Source organism: Lacimicrobium sp. SS2-24 (assembly GCF_002201535.1).
In the GTDB taxonomy this organism is placed as follows: Bacteria; Pseudomonadota; Gammaproteobacteria; order Enterobacterales; family Alteromonadaceae; genus Lacimicrobium.
Genome location: NZ_NIWW01000005.1, coordinates 1 through 15,801 on the forward strand (window position 1 = coordinate 1; position 15,801 = coordinate 15,801).

The window sequence follows — 15,801 nt, forward strand, 5'->3', positions numbered from 1 at the left end:
CCGTCACACGCCATTCTTCAAAGGCTATCGTCCTCAGTTCTACTTCCGTACAACAGACGTTACTGGTGCGGTAGAGCTGCCAGAAGGCGTAGAGATGGTAATGCCAGGCGACAACCTGAAATTCAAGGTTGAGCTGATTGCCCCGATCGCGATGGACGAAGGCTTGCGCTTCGCTATCCGTGAAGGTGGCCGTACAGTAGGTGCTGGTGTTGTATCTAAAATCATCGAGTAATATCGATATTTAGGTAACAGCGAAAAAAGGTCACTTCGGTGGCCTTTTTTATTGCCTGAATTTGGCTATGCTGTGACCAAAAGACGAGTCGGAGTCATCATGCAATACGATCTGTTAGGTTCGAGCGAACTCAAGGTTTCACAGGTTTGTCTGGGTAGTATGACCTGGGGCAAGCAGAACTCGCAGCAAGACGCTAATGAGCAGCTGGAGATGGCTCTCGCCAAAGGCGTTAACTTCATTGATACGGCAGAGATGTATGCGGTTCCCCCCTCTGCAGACACCTATGGTGCGACAGAAACTATTATTGGTCATTGGCTAGCTAAGAAGCCTTCACGCCGCCAGCAGGTTGTTATCGCCAGTAAAATTGCCGGTCCAGGCTTATCCTACATTCGCGGCGGAAAGCCCGTTGACCGCAGCGCTATCATGCAAGCCGTAGAAGGCTCCCTAACCCGCTTACAGACGGATTATCTGGATCTGTACCAGTTACATTGGCCAAACCGCACTTCTCCACATTTTGGCAGGCATTGGCCCGACACGCTGCGATTCAAAGATGTGGACACCAGGCATGAATCAGCTCAGATGCTGGAAATCCTTGAAGCGCTTGATGACTGTGTGAAAGCCGGCAAAATCCGTTACCTGGGGCTTTCCAATGAGACACCCTGGGGGGTGAGCGAGTATCTTCGATTAAGTGATCAGCACCAACTGCCGCGGATGGTCTCAGTCCAGAATGAATTGAGTCTGTTGCACACCAAGGATTACCCTTATCTGCTGGAGCAATGTGTCAGAGAAAATGTCGGGTATCTGGCATGGTCACCTCTCGCCGGGGGCGCGTTATCCGGGAAATATCTGGGCGGGAAACGACCTGATGGAAGTCGCTGGACGATGTTGCAACGAAACGGACTATTCAGAAACACTCAGGCCTCTGAACGGGCGATCAGTGAGTATGTAGCGCTGGCCGATGAGTGTGGGCTGACACCCTCACAACTGGCGTTGCGTTGGTGCCGTGAAGTCGAGGGAGTATCATCAGTGATTATTGGTGCAACGTCCACAGAGCAGCTCAGTGAAAACCTTACAGCCTTTGAGCAATCGCTTAGTGATGATCAGAAAAAACGCCTTGTGGAAGCATTAAGGGCGCATCCGGCGCCGTTTTAATCCTGATTGCAGAACGGCGCAGCGGCGGCCAGCTTTTATTCACCTACATCAATAGACTGGTCTGGAATAGGTTTTAGTGCTGTGGGCGCTTTGATGATGTCCTCAAGGCTGTTTACCCGTAAGCCCACGTCCTGAATGCTTTGCTGCACATCACGTAGTTTAGATCGAAGTTCATCTACCTGACTGCTGAGTTTAGGCTGAGCGCTGAGCATCTTTTCCATGCTGACCTGCAGATTGTCCTGTGTGCTTTGCACTTTACTGAACTGCTCTTCAATTGCCGTGAAGCGGGTGTCGTTCATGGTAATGTCAGAGGCTAACAAGTTGGCCCTGTCCTGCAGGGTATCCTGCTGTTTATTCAGCGTTGCCAGTGTGTTTGCTTGTCTGGCTATTTTACTGTTGAGTTCCTTGATCTCTTCCTGATTACGCCGCCACGCAGAGGCCCATAACTTGTCCATCTGTTCCCAGAGTTCATCGGTTTTCTCTCCCAGTTCACGTACTTTTACCTGCAGGGCTACAGTGGATTCGCCGATTTCCTCACCGGTATCGGAAAGACGACGTTCAAGTTCATCAATCCGTTGCTGGGATGAGAGCAGAAGGGTCTGCTGTTGCTGGTTTTCATAGTACAGCCAACCATTAGCGGATAACGCAGCCAATACCAGTATCAGGCTCAAGATCGCCACGCCTCTGCCATTGCTGCCACCGCTGCTTTTATCGACTTCCGGAGGCGGGGGCGTTTTCGGTGTTTTGCTCCGCTGTTTCAGGTAAGCCTGACGATCTTCCTGGTCGAGTTGAATTGTCGGCATATCATCGGGGTTGTCTTTTGTCATAAAGGCTCTTTAAGGAATTGCGGCTGGTTATAGAGTACCTAAAAATGAGGGCTTTCAAAAGCGACATCGCTTAACGAAGGAGATCGCGTCTTAAAGGCAAAAAAAAGCCCCGACACTGCGGGGCTTTTATGAAGTGCTAAGACAGAGGCTTATTTCTTAGCGTTTCTAGCTTTCACTTCTTCGATGACTTTCTCTGCGACGTTCTGAGGACATGGCAGATAGTGAGAGAATTCCATTGAGAATTGTCCACGACCTGATGTCATTGTACGCAGGTGGCCGATGTAGCCGAACATTTCTGACAGAGGGACGTCTGCTTTAATGCGCACGCCTGTTGCGCCAGCTTCCTGATCCTTGATCATGCCACGGCGACGGTTCAAATCACCAATGACGTCACCCACGTTATCTTCAGGAGAGAACACATCGACTTTCATGATGGGTTCAATCAACTGAGGACCGGCTTTTGGAATTGACTGACGGAATGCGCCTTTCGCTGCAATTTCAAAGGCAACGGCAGAGGAGTCAACGGCGTGGAAGCCACCGTCAAACAGTTCGATTTCGACATCGAGTACCGGGAAGCCAGCCAATACGCCGGTTTCCATCATGTTCTTGAAGCCTTTTTCGATGGCTGGGAAGAACTCTTTAGGTACATTACCGCCAACAACGGTAGAGCTAAATTTAAAGCCAGAACCCGGCTCTCCAGGACGGATACGGTAATCAATCTTACCGAACTGACCAGAACCACCTGACTGCTTCTTATGGGTGTAGCTGTCTTCAATTTGCTGCGTGATGGTTTCACGATACGCCACTTGCGGCTGACCCACTTCCAGTTCAACGCCATAAGTACGCTTGAGGATATCGACTTTGATATCCAGGTGTAATTCACCCATACCTTTGAGGATCGTTTCACCGGAATCTTCATCCGTTTCCACCTGGAAGGAAGGATCCTCTGCTACCATCTTACCGATAGCGATACCCATCTTCTCAGTCGAACCTTTGTCTTTTGGTGATACGGCGATGGAGATAACCGGATCGGGGAAGATCATAGGTTCCAGTGTGCAAGGATGTTTAGGATCACACAGGGTATGACCTGTCTGTACGTTCTTCATACCGACAATGGCCAGAATGTCACCGGCATGAGCAGAGCTCAGTTCGGTACGATCGTTAGCGTGCATCTCTACCATACGACCGATACGCTCAGTCTTGCCAGTAGCTGAGTTGAGGATGGTGTCACCCTTATTCAGTCTGCCTGAGTAAATACGTACGAAGGTCAGGGCACCGAAACGGTCGTCCATAATTTTAAATGCCAGGGCGCGCAGTGGCTCATCCAGGGCGACTTTAGCCACTTCACCAGTAGGCTCACCGGTTTCTGCATCAGTCAGATCCTGAGGATCGACTTCTGTGGGGCTTGGCAGATAATCAACAACTGCATCCAGAACCAGCTGGATACCTTTGTTCTTAAATGCAGAACCACAGAACGTCGGGAAGAAAGCCAGGTCACGTGTTCCTTTGCGGATACAACGCTTGAGGTCTTCAAGGGAAGGCTCTTCGCCATCCATGTAGGCCATCATCAGGTCGTCGTCTTGCTCAACAGCGGTCTCAACCAGGGCTTCGTGATATTCGTTTACCTTGTCGACCATGTCTGCCGGAACATCTTTGACTTCGTAGTTTTCTGGCAAACCAGTGTCATCCCAGATGTAGGCTTTTTTGGTCAGTACGTCGACCACACCAACGAAGTCATCTTCGATACCGATTGGCAGCGTCATAACCAGTGGGTTAGCCGCCAGTACATTTTTAACCTGGCCAACGACACGGTAAAAATCTGCACCCATGCGGTCCAGTTTATTAACGAAGATGATACGTGCTACTTCTGAGTCGTTCGCATAACGCCAGTTCGTCTCGGACTGTGGCTCAACACCACCAGAGCCACAGAACACGCCGATACCGCCGTCCAGTACTTTCAATGAACGGTATACTTCAACAGTAAAGTCAACGTGTCCGGGAGTGTCGATCACGTTCAGACGGTGATCTTTCCAGAAACAGGTGGTTGCAGCTGACTGGATGGTAATACCACGCTCAGCTTCCTGTTCCATGAAGTCAGTGGTTGATTCACCATCATGTACCTCACCGGTCTTATGGATCTTGCCGGTAAGCTTTAGGATACGTTCAGTCGTGGTAGTTTTACCCGCATCAACGTGGGCGAAAATACCGATATTTCTGTATTGGGATAAATCTGCCATGGTTTCCTTCACAAGTTAGGGAGAAAAAATCGCGCGCAAGTATACAGGAAAACACAGTGAAAAACCTGCCTTCTTGGTAAATATTGCGCAATTTTTGTCTGATTATTACATTTCAGGGTGTTCTGACCTGATCTTGGATTGCCAATTCAACTTGTTTGGCAGCAGGCCAGAAGCAGGTGGGGCGGAATTTAGCATATCTGTCGGTGGCTGGCTAAAGATTATGCAATTTCTTTGTGAAAAGCTGGTCACTATAGCCGATGTCGAGTCCGACGAATTACGTCTGCATTGGCATCACACGGTTGCGTCCGAGACGCTTTGCTTCGTACAGGTATTTGTCAGCCTGTTCTAATAAATCACTGCGGCGCATACCCTTTTTGTATTCGGCGACACCAAATGACGCTGTAACGCCGTCCAGATTTTTTCCGCTGCGCCGGTCGATGACACTGACTCTTTCCATGGCGCGACGCATGCTTTCAGCCTGATGGATGGCCTGAGACAGCTTGCTGGCTGTCATTAGCACGGAGAATTCTTCTCCTCCGAAGCGATACGCCACAGCATTTTCACGGCAATTGTCTTTGATACGCTTTGCGATGGCTTTGAGGACTCTGTCACCCATCTGGTGACCGTACTGATCATTAATAGACTTGAAGTGATCGATATCAATCATGATCAGACAGACGCCCTGATCTGGTGCCATGGCAGCAATTTCTTCATCCAGCACGCGACGGTTATACAGGCCGGTAAGCGCATCATAGAGTGCGTCTTTCTGGCTCTCAGCCAATTGGCGACGCAGTTGCGCAATTTCTTTTTCTGCGGTGGCCAGTGATGCACTGAAGTCAAGAGTGGAGCGCTTGATCTGCTGCGTTTCCCGGACCATTTCACGTACCAGTGTCATCACTTCTTCCACTGACCAGCCTTCTCGCTCTACCTTTTCCAGGTCTTCAAGACAGTTATCCATACTGTGTTTAAAGCCCTGTGTATCGGTTTTGGTATCAGTAAGCGATTGCGTTAAATCAACCAACATCGCTTCCAGTGACTGGCGTAACTGCCAGGTACTGACTTCTTGTTGATCGGCCAGATAGGCTCGATGCAACTCCTGGGCTTTGGCCGATGACAGAGGACGCTGGTTCTCTGTCATTTTGTCCAGCTCTGCATTTAACTCTGCGGACTGGCCGCTGGCATAGGTATACCAAAGGGCATAATTGGTGGGAATGGCAGAGATGCGGTGCTTGAGTAATAAGGGCACCGTTTGTTTGAGGATCTGAAAGGACGCCTCGATGTTCTCTTCTTTTTTCTGCTCGTCTTTCCCGGCCATTTTAGCGTCCTGATAGATGACTAACCTGCAGCTTTAAGCATAACAGTATTATTCCGTACCACTAATAATCTGTACCTGAGCGATATCAGTATCACCTTTGAGTACTTTATAAATACCGTCTTGCGTCAGGGTGCGCATACCGTCTTTCATGGCTTGCTCTTTCATCAGTGCAACAGAAGACTCTTTGTACACCAGGGCACGCAAGTCCGGTGTCATCGCCAATAGCTCATGTACACCGGTACGGCCCTTGTAGCCAGTATCACCGCAGGCGTCACAGCCTTTGCCACGATGTAGAGTAAGCGGTTCGTCGAGGGCTATCTCATCCAGATACTGCTCGCCATATTGGCGTTTAATAAAGCCAATATCGGTGTCGGTAGCCTCATAAGGCTCTTTGCAATTAGGGCATAGTGTACGGATCAGGCGCTGTGCGAGAATGCCCACACAGGCGTCAGAAAAGTTAACCGGGTCGAGACCCAGATCCAACAAACGGGTAATGGTTTCGGGGGCCGAGTTGGTGTGTAGGGTTGATAACACAAGGTGCCCGGTGAGTGAGGCCTCAATACCGGCATGGGCTGTTTCTTTGTCCCGCATCTCACCAATCAGAATAATGTCAGGGTCGGCACGTAAAAATGCACGCAGTGCATTGGCAAAGGTGAAACCAATCTTGGGGCTAACCTGAACCTGCTGTAGACCTGCCTGAGTAATCTCAACCGGGTCTTCTGCCGTCCAGATTTTCTTCTCTGGCGTATTCAAGTCACCGAGCACCGCATGCAGCGTGGTGGTTTTACCAGAGCCCGTCGGACCCACTACCAGGATAATCCCGTGCGGTTTCTTAATCATTTCTTTGATGGACTTACTGTTTCGCGGTGACAGATTCAGTTTGTCCATCGGCATGGCACCACCGGTAGCAAGGATACGCATCACCACCCCTTCGCCGGCGACCGTCGGAATAGTAGCTACACGCACTTCAACAATCTGACCGGACATCTTGACCGCCAGCTTTCCATCCTGTGGAACCCGTTTCTCTGCGATGTTCAGGTTTGCCATAATCTTTATGCGTGCGACCACGGCATTGTGGTGTGAAGCGGGAACCTGAGTAATGTCGCGACAGACCCCGTCGATTCTCATGCGAACACGGGTCGGGCCGCTCTTTTCTGCATCAACATGGATATCAGAGGCATTCAGTTTCTTGGCATCATGCAGGATCCGGCTTACCAGACGCACCACTGCAGGCGCATCGTCAGACATTTCCTCAGTCTGCTCTTCGAGCTCATCGGCGCTGGTACCAATTTCATCGAGAATTTCATCCATGTCACCGGGGCCACTGTTGCCACCGGCACTTTCACCCAGATATTGCAGCACCGTGTTGGGCAAGGCCACACAAATATCGTAGCTGTCGATACCGATGGCGCTCTCTATCTCCATCAAAAGTGCAGCATTATTAGGCTCGGCCATAACGATAATAGGATTATCAGAAACATCGCTGATGACCGCAACATAGTTGCGTTTGAGATACGACAGGTTGAGCCGGCTGTCACTTTGGTAAAGGTGATATTTATCGGGTAGGTAGCCAATGTAAGGCACCTGATAGTGGACGGATAAGGCATGTCCCAGCTCATCGTCTGCTATCCGGTATTCCGTCGTCAGGCGTTGCACCAGTTGCCTGGGATCGCGGCAGCTTTCAATCAAATTGTCCAGATCTGAGGATGAAATGAGCTGTCGGTGCACCAGATATTGGAAGGGCTTGTTTGTGCCTCCCAGTTCGTAACGGAACTTGTTGCCGAGCAGTGTGGCAAGTTGATTGGCTAAATCCAGATCCTCGTTGATGAAGTCGCCGCGTTGCTTATTGATAATTTGCATAACACCAAGCAGTACGCCGGCATTCATGATGGGAACGCAGATAATATTGCGTGTTTTAAAAGAACTGGACTTATCAAACTTGTCAGCAAACTTAAGGCGGGGATGAATGGCGCTTAGCTCTTCCTTATTATAAGGGTCTTCAATTAATAGGGGTAACTGACTGAGAGCAACGTACCCAGCAATAGACTGTGGCGTGATAGGAACCTTGATTTCTCGTACTTCCTTTCCGGTTTTGAAGCGAGCGACCAGATCCTGATGCTGGCGGCGCCGCTGAAAAATACTCATGCGCTCCGCGGCAAACATGTCGAGAATGATGGGTTCAAGGGCTTCATAAGCGTCCATCAATTCCTGATGGGTTTCCAGCAGTCGATTGATTTGTTCCAGTTGCTGGTCGGCTTTAGTGGTCATCATAGTAATTATTGTCTGCTCTTCGGTTATACGCACATCATCGCAGCGTCTTATATGAAGCTATGTTAGGTGGTTTCATCTTGCAAGGCCAACACCATTGCGCCATGTTGCCACAAATAGCGAGTTTTTTACTATTGTGGCTTGCATAAAAAACCGACATAGGTATAATTCGCGGCCACTTGTCCTGACGGACATGCGTTCTTCTCTCTGGTAACAGGTTAAGAATGAACTACAAGGCCCCGATTGGGGGTCAGCAGTTTACACCCATCCTTCCCCAACAATAGTTGGTGGTGAGGGTGAATTTTTTTGTTCTTTTGATTGGAGCTTGGTCGATGCCAAATCAAAGAATTCGTATTCGTTTGAAAGCGTTTGATCACAAGTTGATCGATCAGTCTACGGCTGAGATCGTCGAGACTGCCAAACGCACTGGTGCTCAGGTTAGCGGTCCTATTCCACTGCCTACTCGCAAAGAACGCTATACGGTATTGGTTTCTCCTCACGTAAATAAAGATGCGCGTGATCAATATGAAATCCGTACGCACAAGCGTCTGGTGGATATCATCGAGCCTACTGATAAAACAGTAGACGCCTTGATGAGATTGGACTTGGCTGCCGGCGTTGATGTTCAAATCAGCTTGGGCTAACAAGAGAGGGTTTAAACAATGGCGATTGGTATAGTCGGTCGTAAAGTCGGTATGACTCGCATCTTCACTGAAGATGGCGTGTCTATTCCTGTGACTGTTATCGAAGCAACGCCTAACCGTGTGACTCAGCTCCGTACTGAGGAAAAAGACGGTTACCGGGCGTTGCAAGTCACTGCAGGTACCAAGAAAGCTAACCGCGTCAACAAGGCCGAAGCTGGTCAGTTTGCTAAAGCTGGTGTGGAAGCCGGTCGTGGTAAGTGGGAATTCCGCCTCAATGGTACTGAAGGTGAAGGCATTGAAGTGGGCAGTGAAATCACTGTCGAAATCTTCGCAGAGAATGCCATGGTAGATGTAACGGGTACTTCTAAAGGTAAAGGTTTTGCCGGTGCTATCAAACGTTGGAACTTCAGTTCTCAGCGTATGACACACGGTAACTCTTTGTCTCACCGTGCTCCAGGCTCGATTGGTCAGAACCAATCTCCTGGTAAAGTTTTCAAAGGTAAGAAAATGGCTGGTCACATGGGCGCTGAGCGCGTGACAGTTCAATCTTTGGAAGTAGTACGTGTCGATACAGAGAACAACCTTCTGCTGGTCAGAGGTGCTGTCCCTGGTGCAACAGGTGGCGATGTAATCGTTAAGCCTGCGGTTAAAGCGTAACGTCTGGGAGATTAGTGATGGAATTAGTATTGAAAGACGCGAACAGCGCTCTTGAAGTATCCGAAGCTACCTTTGGACGTGAGTTTAACGAAGCTCTGGTACACCAGGTAGTTGTCGCATACGGTGCAGGTGCCCGTCAGGGAACCAAAGCACAAAAGACCCGTTCCGAAGTTCGCGGTGGTGGTAAGAAGCCATGGCGTCAGAAAGGTACAGGCCGCGCCCGTGCTGGTACAATCCGCAGCCCAATCTGGGTTGGTGGTGGCCGCGCGTTTGCAGCTAAGCCTCAGGATCACGGTCAGAAAGTAAATAAGAAAATGTATCGCGGTGCGATCAAAAGCATCCTGTCTGAACTGGTTCGTCAGGAGCGTTTGATTGTTGTTGAGAAATTCGGTGTTGAAGCGCCTAAAACCAAAGAGTTGGTGGCTAAGCTTAACGAACTGAACCTTAATGATGTTTTGATCGTGACCAAAGAACTGGACGAGAACCTGTTCTTGTCAGCCCGCAACCTGTACAAGGTTGATGTACGTGATGTACAGGGTGTGGATCCGGTCAGCCTGATTGCATTTGAAAAAGTGCTGATTACTGCTGATGCAGTGAAGCAGTTAGAGGAGGCGTTGGCATGATTAACGAAGAACGTCTACTGAAAGTGGTGCTGGCACCACATGTTTCTGAAAAGTCTACTTTGGCTGCCGAGAACAGCAACACCGTTGTGTTCAAAGTGCTCAAAGATGCCACTAAAGCTGAAATCAAGCAGGCGGTTGAAAAACTGTTCGAAGTTGAAGTTAATGGTGTCCGCACTGTGAACGTAAAGGGTAAAACCAAACGTCATGGTATGACTTTCGGTAAGCGTAAAGACTGGAAAAAGGCTTACGTGGAGCTGAAAGAAGGTCAGGACATCGACTTCGTCGGTGGCGCTGAGTAACAGGGGGATTAAGATATGCCATTAATGAAAGCTAATCCAACTTCTCCGGGTCGTCGCCACGTCGTTAAGGTGGTTAACCCAGATTTGCACAAAGGCGCGCCTTACGCTCCTTTGTTGGAGAAGAAAAGCAAGTCTGGCGGTCGTAACAATGGTGGTAGTATTACTGTTCGTCACATCGGTGGCGGTCACAAACATCATTACCGCAACATTGATTTCAAACGTAACAAAGATGGCGTACCTGCCAAAATTGAACGTCTGGAATACGATCCAAACCGCAGTGCAAACATTGCTCTGGTGCTTTATGCAGACGGCGAACGTCGCTACATACTGGCGCCTAAAGGCCTGAAGGCCGGTGATCAGGTTCAGTCAGGTTCCAATGCACCGATCAAGGCCGGTAATAGCATGCCGATGCGCAACATCCCGGTAGGTACTACGGTACATGCTGTGGAAATGAAGCCTGGTAAAGGTGCCCAAATGGCACGCTCTGCCGGTGCTTATGTGCAGATCCTTGCCCGTGATGGAGCTTATGTCACTCTGCGTCTGCGCAGTGGCGAAGTTCGTAAGGTATTGGCTGATTGCCGTGCCACCATCGGGGAAGTTGGCAATGCAGAACATATGCTGCGCCAGTTGGGTAAAGCAGGTGCCACACGCTGGCGCGGTGTTCGTCCTACCGTTCGTGGTGTTGCCATGAACCCGGTCGATCACCCACACGGTGGTGGTGAAGGTCGTACCTCTGGTGGCCGTCATCCTGTATCCCCCTGGGGTAAACCTACTAAGGGTAAGAAAACCCGTAGTAACAAGCGTACCGATAAGCTTATCGTACGTCGTCGTAATAAGTAATAGCGAGGATTCACCATGCCACGTTCTCTCAAGAAAGGTCCATTCATTGACCTGCACTTGTTGAAGAAGGTAGAGACTGCGGTGGAAAAGAACGACAGAAAACCGATCAAGACCTGGTCGCGTCGTTCTATGATCATCCCCAATATGATTGGGTTGACCATTGCAGTCCATAACGGTCGTCAGCACGTTCCTGTATTAATCAGTGACGAAATGGTCGGCCATAAGTTGGGCGAATTTGCGCCAACGCGTACTTATCGCGGCCATGTCGCTGATAAGAAAGCCAGAAGATAAGGGGGAAATAATGGAAGCATTAGCTAAACACCGTTTTGCCCGCACTTCGGCTCAGAAAGCGCGCCTGGTTGCAGATCAAATTCGCGGAATGCACGTTGAGAAAGCACTTGAACTGCTCAGCTACAGCCCTAAAAAAGCTGCTGATCTGGTTAAGAAAGTGCTGGAATCTGCCATCGCCAATGCTGAGCATAACGAAGGTGCAGATATCGACGAGCTGAAGGTTGCGAAGATTTTCGTCGACGAAGGCCCGACCATGAAACGGATTAAGCCAAGAGCTAAAGGCCGTGCGGATCGGATATTTAAGCGTAGCAGTCACATCACTGTGGTTGTGGCTGATAACTAGGAGTAGATTATGGGACAGAAGGTACATCCTACAGGTATTCGCCTGGGTATCAGTAAACCATGGACTTCTACCTGGTACGCTAATACTAAAGAATATGCAGATAACCTGTTCAATGATCATCAGGTACGTCAGTTCCTGACTAAAGAACTGAAGAATGCTTCAGTTTCTAAGATCATCATTGAGCGCCCTGCGAAAAGCATCCGTGTCACTATTCACACTGCCCGTCCGGGTGTTGTGATTGGTAAGAAAGGTGAAGACGTAGAAAAACTGCGTAAGCACGTTTCTAACCTGGCCGGCGTACCCGCGCAAATCAACATTGCCGAAGTACGTAAACCAGAACTGGATGCGCAACTGGTTGGTGATAGCATTGCCAGTCAGCTGGAACGTCGTGTCATGTTCCGTCGCGCCATGAAGCGTGCGGTACAGAACGCTATGCGTCTGGGTGCCAAGGGTATCAAAGTAGAAGTAAGTGGTCGTCTTGGCGGCGCTGAAATTGCTCGTTCAGAATGGTATCGTGAAGGCCGTGTGCCGCTGCACACTTTCCGTGCTGACATCGATTACGCAACATCTGAAGCCAACACTACTTACGGTATCATCGGCGTAAAAGTGTGGATCTTCAAAGGTGAAGTATTGGGTGGCTTACCCGCTGCTACAGAGCAACCAGCTCCGACACCTAAGAAGAAAGGCCGCAGCGCTAAGCAAGGGGGCTAAAGATGTTACAACCAAAACGTACGAAATTCCGTAAGCAGCACAAAGGTCGTAACCGCGGCATGGCAATTGCCGGTGGCAAAGTGAGCTTCGGTACTTACGGTCTGAAAGCCGTTGGTCGTGGACGTATGACTGCCCGTCAAATCGAAGCAGCTCGTCGTGCGCTGACCCGTCACGTTAAGCGTCAGGGTAAAATCTGGATTCGGGTATTCCCTGACAAGCCTATCACTGAGAAGCCTCTTGAGGTTCGTCAGGGTAAAGGTAAAGGTAACGTTGAATACTGGGTTTGCCAAATCCAACCTGGCCGCGTGCTGTATGAGATGGAAGGTGTTCCTGAAGAACTGGCTCGTGAAGCATTTGCTTTGGCCGCTTCCAAGTTGCCTTTCAAAACAACCTTTGTAACTCGGACGGTGATGTAATGAAAGCGACTGAACTGAAAGAAAAAAGCGTGGAAGAGCTGAATGCAGAGCTGTTGAATCTGCTCCGCGAACAGTTCAACCTGCGCATGCAACACAGCACAGGTCAGCTGGAAAAAAGTCATCAGCTGAAAACAGTGCGTCGCAGCATTGCGCGTGTAAAAACCATTCTGACTGAAAAGGCAGGTGCGTAATGACTGAACAAACTATACGTACACTGCAGGGCCGTGTGATCAGCAATAAGATGGAGAAATCTATCACTGTTGCTATCGAGCGCCGTGTGAAGCACCCAATTTATGGGAAGTTCATCAAGCGCACCACGAAACTGCATGCTCATGACGAAACCAACCAGTGTAACGTCGGTGACGTGGTAACGATTCGCGAGTGTCGTCCATTGTCTAAGACTAAAAACTGGATGCTGGTAGACGTTGTTGAGAAATCCACACAGATCTAATCCATCTGTAGTGATAAAAAAGCGCCGAAAGGCGCTTTTTTTATGCCTGTAGGGCCGTCAGGAGTTAGGAAAAATTTCGACATATCATTCACTTAAGTCAAAATATTTCTGCCTCACGCCTCACGCCTCACGCCTCACGCCTCACGCCTCACGCCTCACGCCTCACGCCTCACGCCTCACGCCTCACGCCTCACAACAATACAAAGGTATCAACCGACTTACGCTTGATGGTTAAAAACTGCGCTATGCTGTGTACCTGAAGCGGAGGTAGTATGATGTTCAGGTTCGCAGTAAGTGTTGGAGTTCTCTTCCCCTTGTCGGTCGCAGCGGCCGATTTCCATGTTCCCGATAGCGTGTTTAAGTCTATGACTGACAGTTCAGTGCATCTGCATAAGCAACGCTGGGGCGGCGCAGACTACCATCACGAAATAAAGCGATTCAGTTTTACTAAAGTTCTCAGTCCGTCGGTTTCCGTTGCAGCCAATATTGTTAGCAGTCAACGGGGCCTGCAAGACTGCGCCAATAGCTATGATCAAAGAACACTCGGCTATGAAATACTGCCTCGCCTTAAAGTAAGGGATAACCTTCAGGTCAGCCTGGGAGTAGGGCGACTCGATGGTGGGCACATGGCGTTCGTAACCGGTGATAAACTCGATATGGTAGATCGCCGCAGCGTAATTCTGGCCGCTTCAATACCTTTCAGTCAGCCATCAGAAGCGCTGGAGTTGCGGGTAAGCCGCTCTCATTACGACGCACATGCTGTGTACGACCAACAAACCGGATTCTATGACAACAGCCTCAGAATAAGTTACCAGTTGCGTTTCTGAGACTCATCCACAGGCCTGTCATGCTCAGGCGAAAACAACGGTTTTATGCTGGTGAATGATGACCCTGTCTTCCAGGTGATAACGTACTCCGTTTGCCAGCGCCTGCTTTTCACAGTTCTTACCCTTACGCACCATATCTGCTGCGGTGTCACTATGACTGATGCGCATTACTTCCTGTTCGATAATCGGCCCTTCATCCAAATCTGAAGTGACATAGTGACAGGTGGCGCCGATCAGTTTTACGCCTCTTTCATAGGCTTGCTGATAGGGCCGAGCGCCGGCAAAAGAGGGCAAAAAGCTGTGATGAATGTTAATGGCCTTGCCTGCCAGCTCAGTACATAAGGTATCCGGTAAAATCTGCATAAAGCGGGCAAGTACCGTGAGATCAACATGATAGTGATTCAGCAGTTTCTGAATATCGGCGAAAGCCTGTTGTTTGCCCAGTGCCTCAAAATCGACCCAATGAAAGGGAATGTCATACCAGTCGGCAAATTGCTGCAGGTGAGGGTGGTTGGCAATAATGCAGGGAATATCGCAATGCAGTTCATGGGTGTGCCAGCGGTGCAAAAGGTCATTGAGGCAGTGAGATTCCTTACTGGCCAGTAATGCCACCTTTTGTTTCTGATGTGAATCGGTGAGTCGCCAATGCATGTCATATTGTCTGGCAATGGGTTCAAACAGTCCCCTGAACGCTTCGAGACTTAAAGGTAAGGAATCGGCCCGTATCTCGTGCCGCATAAAAAAGCGACCGGTCTGTTGGTCTGTATGGTGACTGGCTTCAATAATGGTGGCATTGTGGCTGGCTAAAAATTGGCTCACTGCTGCCACCAGGCCGACCTGGTCGGGACAATCAATGACCAGACGAAACGTTTGTTGCATGGGGTACCTGTCTGTCAATCGTATAAAAGTTTTCTCTGGGTACAAGTAGTACCTCGACGCGCTACCAATCGCAAGGGCTTAACCATGAAAATACCGATTACTTGTCACTGAGCTGCCTTTTGGTTCTTATCTTTCTCGCCGCCCGGCTTCCCCCATAGTCTGTGTCCCCCTCTATTATAGGAAACGCCCCTGTGCCAGATTGTCGCGGACATTACCCGGGCCGCGCAGCGGCCAGCGGGCTAAAACAGGGTAGTGGACTCCGCCGCGCCCTGAGACCGACTCAAACAGGGAGAAGTGCGTAAACGCCAGTGGGAAATGCGGTGGTGTCAGACAAACCGGCGGATTGGTGGGTTGTTTACGGTACAAGCTGATATGCGGTACATAGGGTCGATTTTCTACGGGTAAGCCCAGATTGCCAGCAAGGCCGCGTAAAGAGCGGGCCAATTGTGTCAGTGCTGGAGGCGTCGCCGACGCGCCAATCCAGAGTGTTTTCGGTTTGGGCCAGTAGCCCATTTGGTCAACCGTCAGATCAAACGTCTCACACGCAAGGCTATCTGCCCCGTCAAACAGTCTTTCCTGTTGCTGCAGCGAGACCTGTCCCAGAAACGCAAGGGTAATATGAAAGTTGGCGGCAGGTACAGGACCGTGCAATGGTGGTAAGTTGATATCTCGCCACTTTTCGACAGCCAGCTTTTCCGTGGGACTCAGCTCAAGTCCAAAAAAAAGTCGCATTAATAGCTCTTATCCAAATTAAATTTTGATTATTGATGATTTAGTAAAACAAGTAAC

The 15,801-nt window shown here is 49.7% G+C and carries 19 protein-coding genes and 1 pseudogene; 14 read left to right on the forward strand and 6 right to left on the reverse strand.

What is annotated here, in order from left to right; genetic code table 11:
• Both tuf and CCY32_RS09775 read left to right on the forward strand, forming a co-directional pair.
• Positions 1–232 (forward strand): annotated as a pseudogene (gene tuf, locus CCY32_RS09770) (elongation factor Tu); the annotation flags it as partial.
• A 99-nt stretch (positions 233–331) separates the two neighbouring features.
• Positions 332–1,384 (forward strand): aldo/keto reductase, encoded by a 1,053-nt coding sequence (locus CCY32_RS09775; protein WP_088330452.1) that lies wholly within the window; start codon positions 332–334, stop codon positions 1,382–1,384.
• Positions 1,385–1,419: 35 nt separating this feature from the next.
• Here the strand turns inward: CCY32_RS09775 and CCY32_RS09780 are convergent, their stop codons facing one another.
• The 4 genes from CCY32_RS09780 to CCY32_RS09795 form a co-directional block, all read right to left on the reverse strand.
• Positions 1,420–2,211, reverse strand: a complete 792-nt coding sequence (locus CCY32_RS09780; protein WP_088330453.1) for a hypothetical protein — start codon at positions 2,209–2,211, stop codon at positions 1,420–1,422.
• 149 nt (positions 2,212–2,360) lie between these two features.
• The gene (gene fusA, locus CCY32_RS09785; protein ID WP_088330454.1) at positions 2,361–4,448 is read right to left on the reverse strand and encodes an elongation factor G; all 2,088 of its coding nucleotides are present in this window, start codon (positions 4,446–4,448) and stop codon (positions 2,361–2,363) included.
• A 274-nt stretch (positions 4,449–4,722) separates the two neighbouring features.
• Complete coding sequence (locus CCY32_RS09790; RefSeq protein ID WP_088330455.1) at positions 4,723–5,763, reverse strand: GGDEF domain-containing protein; 1,041 nt, start codon at positions 5,761–5,763, stop codon at positions 4,723–4,725.
• A 48-nt stretch (positions 5,764–5,811) separates the two neighbouring features.
• Entirely contained in the window at positions 5,812–8,031 is a 2,220-nt protein-coding gene (locus tag CCY32_RS09795) for an ATPase, T2SS/T4P/T4SS family (protein WP_088330662.1), read from the reverse strand.
• Positions 8,032–8,363: 332 nt separating this feature from the next.
• Here CCY32_RS09795 and rpsJ point away from each other — a divergent pair, with 332 nt between their 5' ends.
• The 12 genes from rpsJ to CCY32_RS09855 all read left to right on the forward strand — a co-directional run bounded on the left by rpsJ (position 8,364) and on the right by CCY32_RS09855 (position 14,133).
• Entirely contained in the window at positions 8,364–8,675 is a 312-nt protein-coding gene (gene rpsJ, locus CCY32_RS09800; RefSeq protein WP_008845776.1) for a 30S ribosomal protein S10, read from the forward strand.
• Positions 8,676–8,693: 18 nt separating this feature from the next.
• Positions 8,694–9,332, forward strand: coding sequence for a 50S ribosomal protein L3 (rplC, locus tag CCY32_RS09805; RefSeq protein WP_088330456.1), 639 nt, complete (start codon positions 8,694–8,696; stop codon positions 9,330–9,332).
• Positions 9,333–9,349: 17 nt separating this feature from the next.
• Complete coding sequence (gene rplD / locus CCY32_RS09810) at positions 9,350–9,955, forward strand: 50S ribosomal protein L4 (protein WP_088330457.1); 606 nt, start codon at positions 9,350–9,352, stop codon at positions 9,953–9,955.
• Positions 9,952–10,254 carry a 50S ribosomal protein L23 gene (gene rplW / locus CCY32_RS09815; RefSeq protein WP_088330458.1) on the forward strand — a complete coding sequence of 101 codons (303 nt, stop codon included), beginning with the start codon at positions 9,952–9,954 and terminating at the stop codon, positions 10,252–10,254. The genes rplD and rplW overlap by 4 nt, the downstream gene beginning before the upstream one ends.
• Positions 10,255–10,269: 15 nt before the next feature.
• Positions 10,270–11,094, forward strand: a complete 825-nt coding sequence (rplB, locus tag CCY32_RS09820; protein ID WP_088330459.1) for a 50S ribosomal protein L2 — start codon at positions 10,270–10,272, stop codon at positions 11,092–11,094.
• Between the two features lie 15 nt (positions 11,095–11,109).
• On the forward strand, positions 11,110–11,385 hold the full coding sequence (rpsS, locus tag CCY32_RS09825) for a 30S ribosomal protein S19 (RefSeq protein ID WP_062476082.1): 276 nt from the start codon (positions 11,110–11,112) through the stop codon (positions 11,383–11,385).
• Positions 11,386–11,395: 10 nt separating this feature from the next.
• On the forward strand, positions 11,396–11,728 hold the full coding sequence (gene rplV, locus CCY32_RS09830) for a 50S ribosomal protein L22 (protein WP_088330460.1): 333 nt from the start codon (positions 11,396–11,398) through the stop codon (positions 11,726–11,728).
• Between the two features lie 9 nt (positions 11,729–11,737).
• A complete protein-coding gene (gene rpsC, locus CCY32_RS09835) occupies positions 11,738–12,439 on the forward strand; it encodes a 30S ribosomal protein S3 (protein ID WP_062476088.1) in 702 nt (233 codons plus the stop codon).
• Between the two features lie 2 nt (positions 12,440–12,441).
• On the forward strand, positions 12,442–12,855 hold the full coding sequence (gene rplP, locus CCY32_RS09840) for a 50S ribosomal protein L16 (protein WP_062476091.1): 414 nt from the start codon (positions 12,442–12,444) through the stop codon (positions 12,853–12,855).
• Entirely contained in the window at positions 12,855–13,046 is a 192-nt protein-coding gene (gene rpmC, locus CCY32_RS09845) for a 50S ribosomal protein L29 (protein WP_062476094.1), read from the forward strand. The genes rplP and rpmC overlap by 1 nt, the downstream gene beginning before the upstream one ends.
• Positions 13,046–13,306 carry a 30S ribosomal protein S17 gene (rpsQ, locus tag CCY32_RS09850; protein WP_088330461.1) on the forward strand — a complete coding sequence of 87 codons (261 nt, stop codon included), beginning with the start codon at positions 13,046–13,048 and terminating at the stop codon, positions 13,304–13,306. The genes rpmC and rpsQ overlap by 1 nt, the downstream gene beginning before the upstream one ends.
• A 272-nt stretch (positions 13,307–13,578) precedes the next feature.
• Positions 13,579–14,133 (forward strand): hypothetical protein, encoded by a 555-nt coding sequence (locus CCY32_RS09855; protein ID WP_141096215.1) that lies wholly within the window; start codon positions 13,579–13,581, stop codon positions 14,131–14,133.
• 24 nt (positions 14,134–14,157) lie between these two features.
• Here the strand turns inward: CCY32_RS09855 and purU are convergent, their stop codons facing one another.
• Positions 14,158–15,012, reverse strand: coding sequence for a formyltetrahydrofolate deformylase (gene purU / locus CCY32_RS09860; RefSeq protein ID WP_088330463.1), 855 nt, complete (start codon positions 15,010–15,012; stop codon positions 14,158–14,160).
• A 174-nt stretch (positions 15,013–15,186) separates the two neighbouring features.
• Positions 15,187–15,744 (reverse strand): RNA 2',3'-cyclic phosphodiesterase, encoded by a 558-nt coding sequence (thpR, locus tag CCY32_RS09865; RefSeq protein ID WP_088330464.1) that lies wholly within the window; start codon positions 15,742–15,744, stop codon positions 15,187–15,189.
• Between the last annotated feature and the right edge of the window lie 57 nt (positions 15,745–15,801).

Excerpts from the sequence above, each read along its gene's own strand:
- rplB (WP_088330459.1), top strand. The coding sequence starts at position 10,270 with ATGCCATTAATGAAAGCTAATCCAACTTCTCCGGGTCGTCGCCACGTC.
- CCY32_RS09855 (WP_141096215.1), top strand. The coding sequence starts at position 13,579 with ATGATGTTCAGGTTCGCAGTAAGTGTTGGAGTTCTCTTCCCCTTGTCG.
- rpmC (WP_062476094.1), top strand. The coding sequence starts at position 12,855 with ATGAAAGCGACTGAACTGAAAGAAAAAAGCGTGGAAGAGCTGAATGCA.
- rplD (WP_088330457.1), top strand. The coding sequence starts at position 9,350 with ATGGAATTAGTATTGAAAGACGCGAACAGCGCTCTTGAAGTATCCGAA.
- rpsQ (WP_088330461.1), top strand. The coding sequence starts at position 13,046 with ATGACTGAACAAACTATACGTACACTGCAGGGCCGTGTGATCAGCAAT.
- thpR (WP_088330464.1), bottom strand. The coding sequence starts at position 15,744 with ATGCGACTTTTTTTTGGACTTGAGCTGAGTCCCACGGAAAAGCTGGCT.
- rpsJ (WP_008845776.1), top strand. The coding sequence starts at position 8,364 with ATGCCAAATCAAAGAATTCGTATTCGTTTGAAAGCGTTTGATCACAAG.
- CCY32_RS09780 (WP_088330453.1), bottom strand. The coding sequence starts at position 2,211 with ATGACAAAAGACAACCCCGATGATATGCCGACAATTCAACTCGACCAG.
- purU (WP_088330463.1), bottom strand. The coding sequence starts at position 15,012 with ATGCAACAAACGTTTCGTCTGGTCATTGATTGTCCCGACCAGGTCGGC.
- CCY32_RS09775 (WP_088330452.1), top strand. The coding sequence starts at position 332 with ATGCAATACGATCTGTTAGGTTCGAGCGAACTCAAGGTTTCACAGGTT.
- CCY32_RS09790 (WP_088330455.1), bottom strand. The coding sequence starts at position 5,763 with ATGGCCGGGAAAGACGAGCAGAAAAAAGAAGAGAACATCGAGGCGTCC.
- fusA (WP_088330454.1), bottom strand. The coding sequence starts at position 4,448 with ATGGCAGATTTATCCCAATACAGAAATATCGGTATTTTCGCCCACGTT.
- rpsC (WP_062476088.1), top strand. The coding sequence starts at position 11,738 with ATGGGACAGAAGGTACATCCTACAGGTATTCGCCTGGGTATCAGTAAA.
- rpsS (WP_062476082.1), top strand. The coding sequence starts at position 11,110 with ATGCCACGTTCTCTCAAGAAAGGTCCATTCATTGACCTGCACTTGTTG.
- rplV (WP_088330460.1), top strand. The coding sequence starts at position 11,396 with ATGGAAGCATTAGCTAAACACCGTTTTGCCCGCACTTCGGCTCAGAAA.
- rplP (WP_062476091.1), top strand. The coding sequence starts at position 12,442 with ATGTTACAACCAAAACGTACGAAATTCCGTAAGCAGCACAAAGGTCGT.
- CCY32_RS09795 (WP_088330662.1), bottom strand. The coding sequence starts at position 8,031 with ATGACCACTAAAGCCGACCAGCAACTGGAACAAATCAATCGACTGCTG.
- rplC (WP_088330456.1), top strand. The coding sequence starts at position 8,694 with ATGGCGATTGGTATAGTCGGTCGTAAAGTCGGTATGACTCGCATCTTC.
- rplW (WP_088330458.1), top strand. The coding sequence starts at position 9,952 with ATGATTAACGAAGAACGTCTACTGAAAGTGGTGCTGGCACCACATGTT.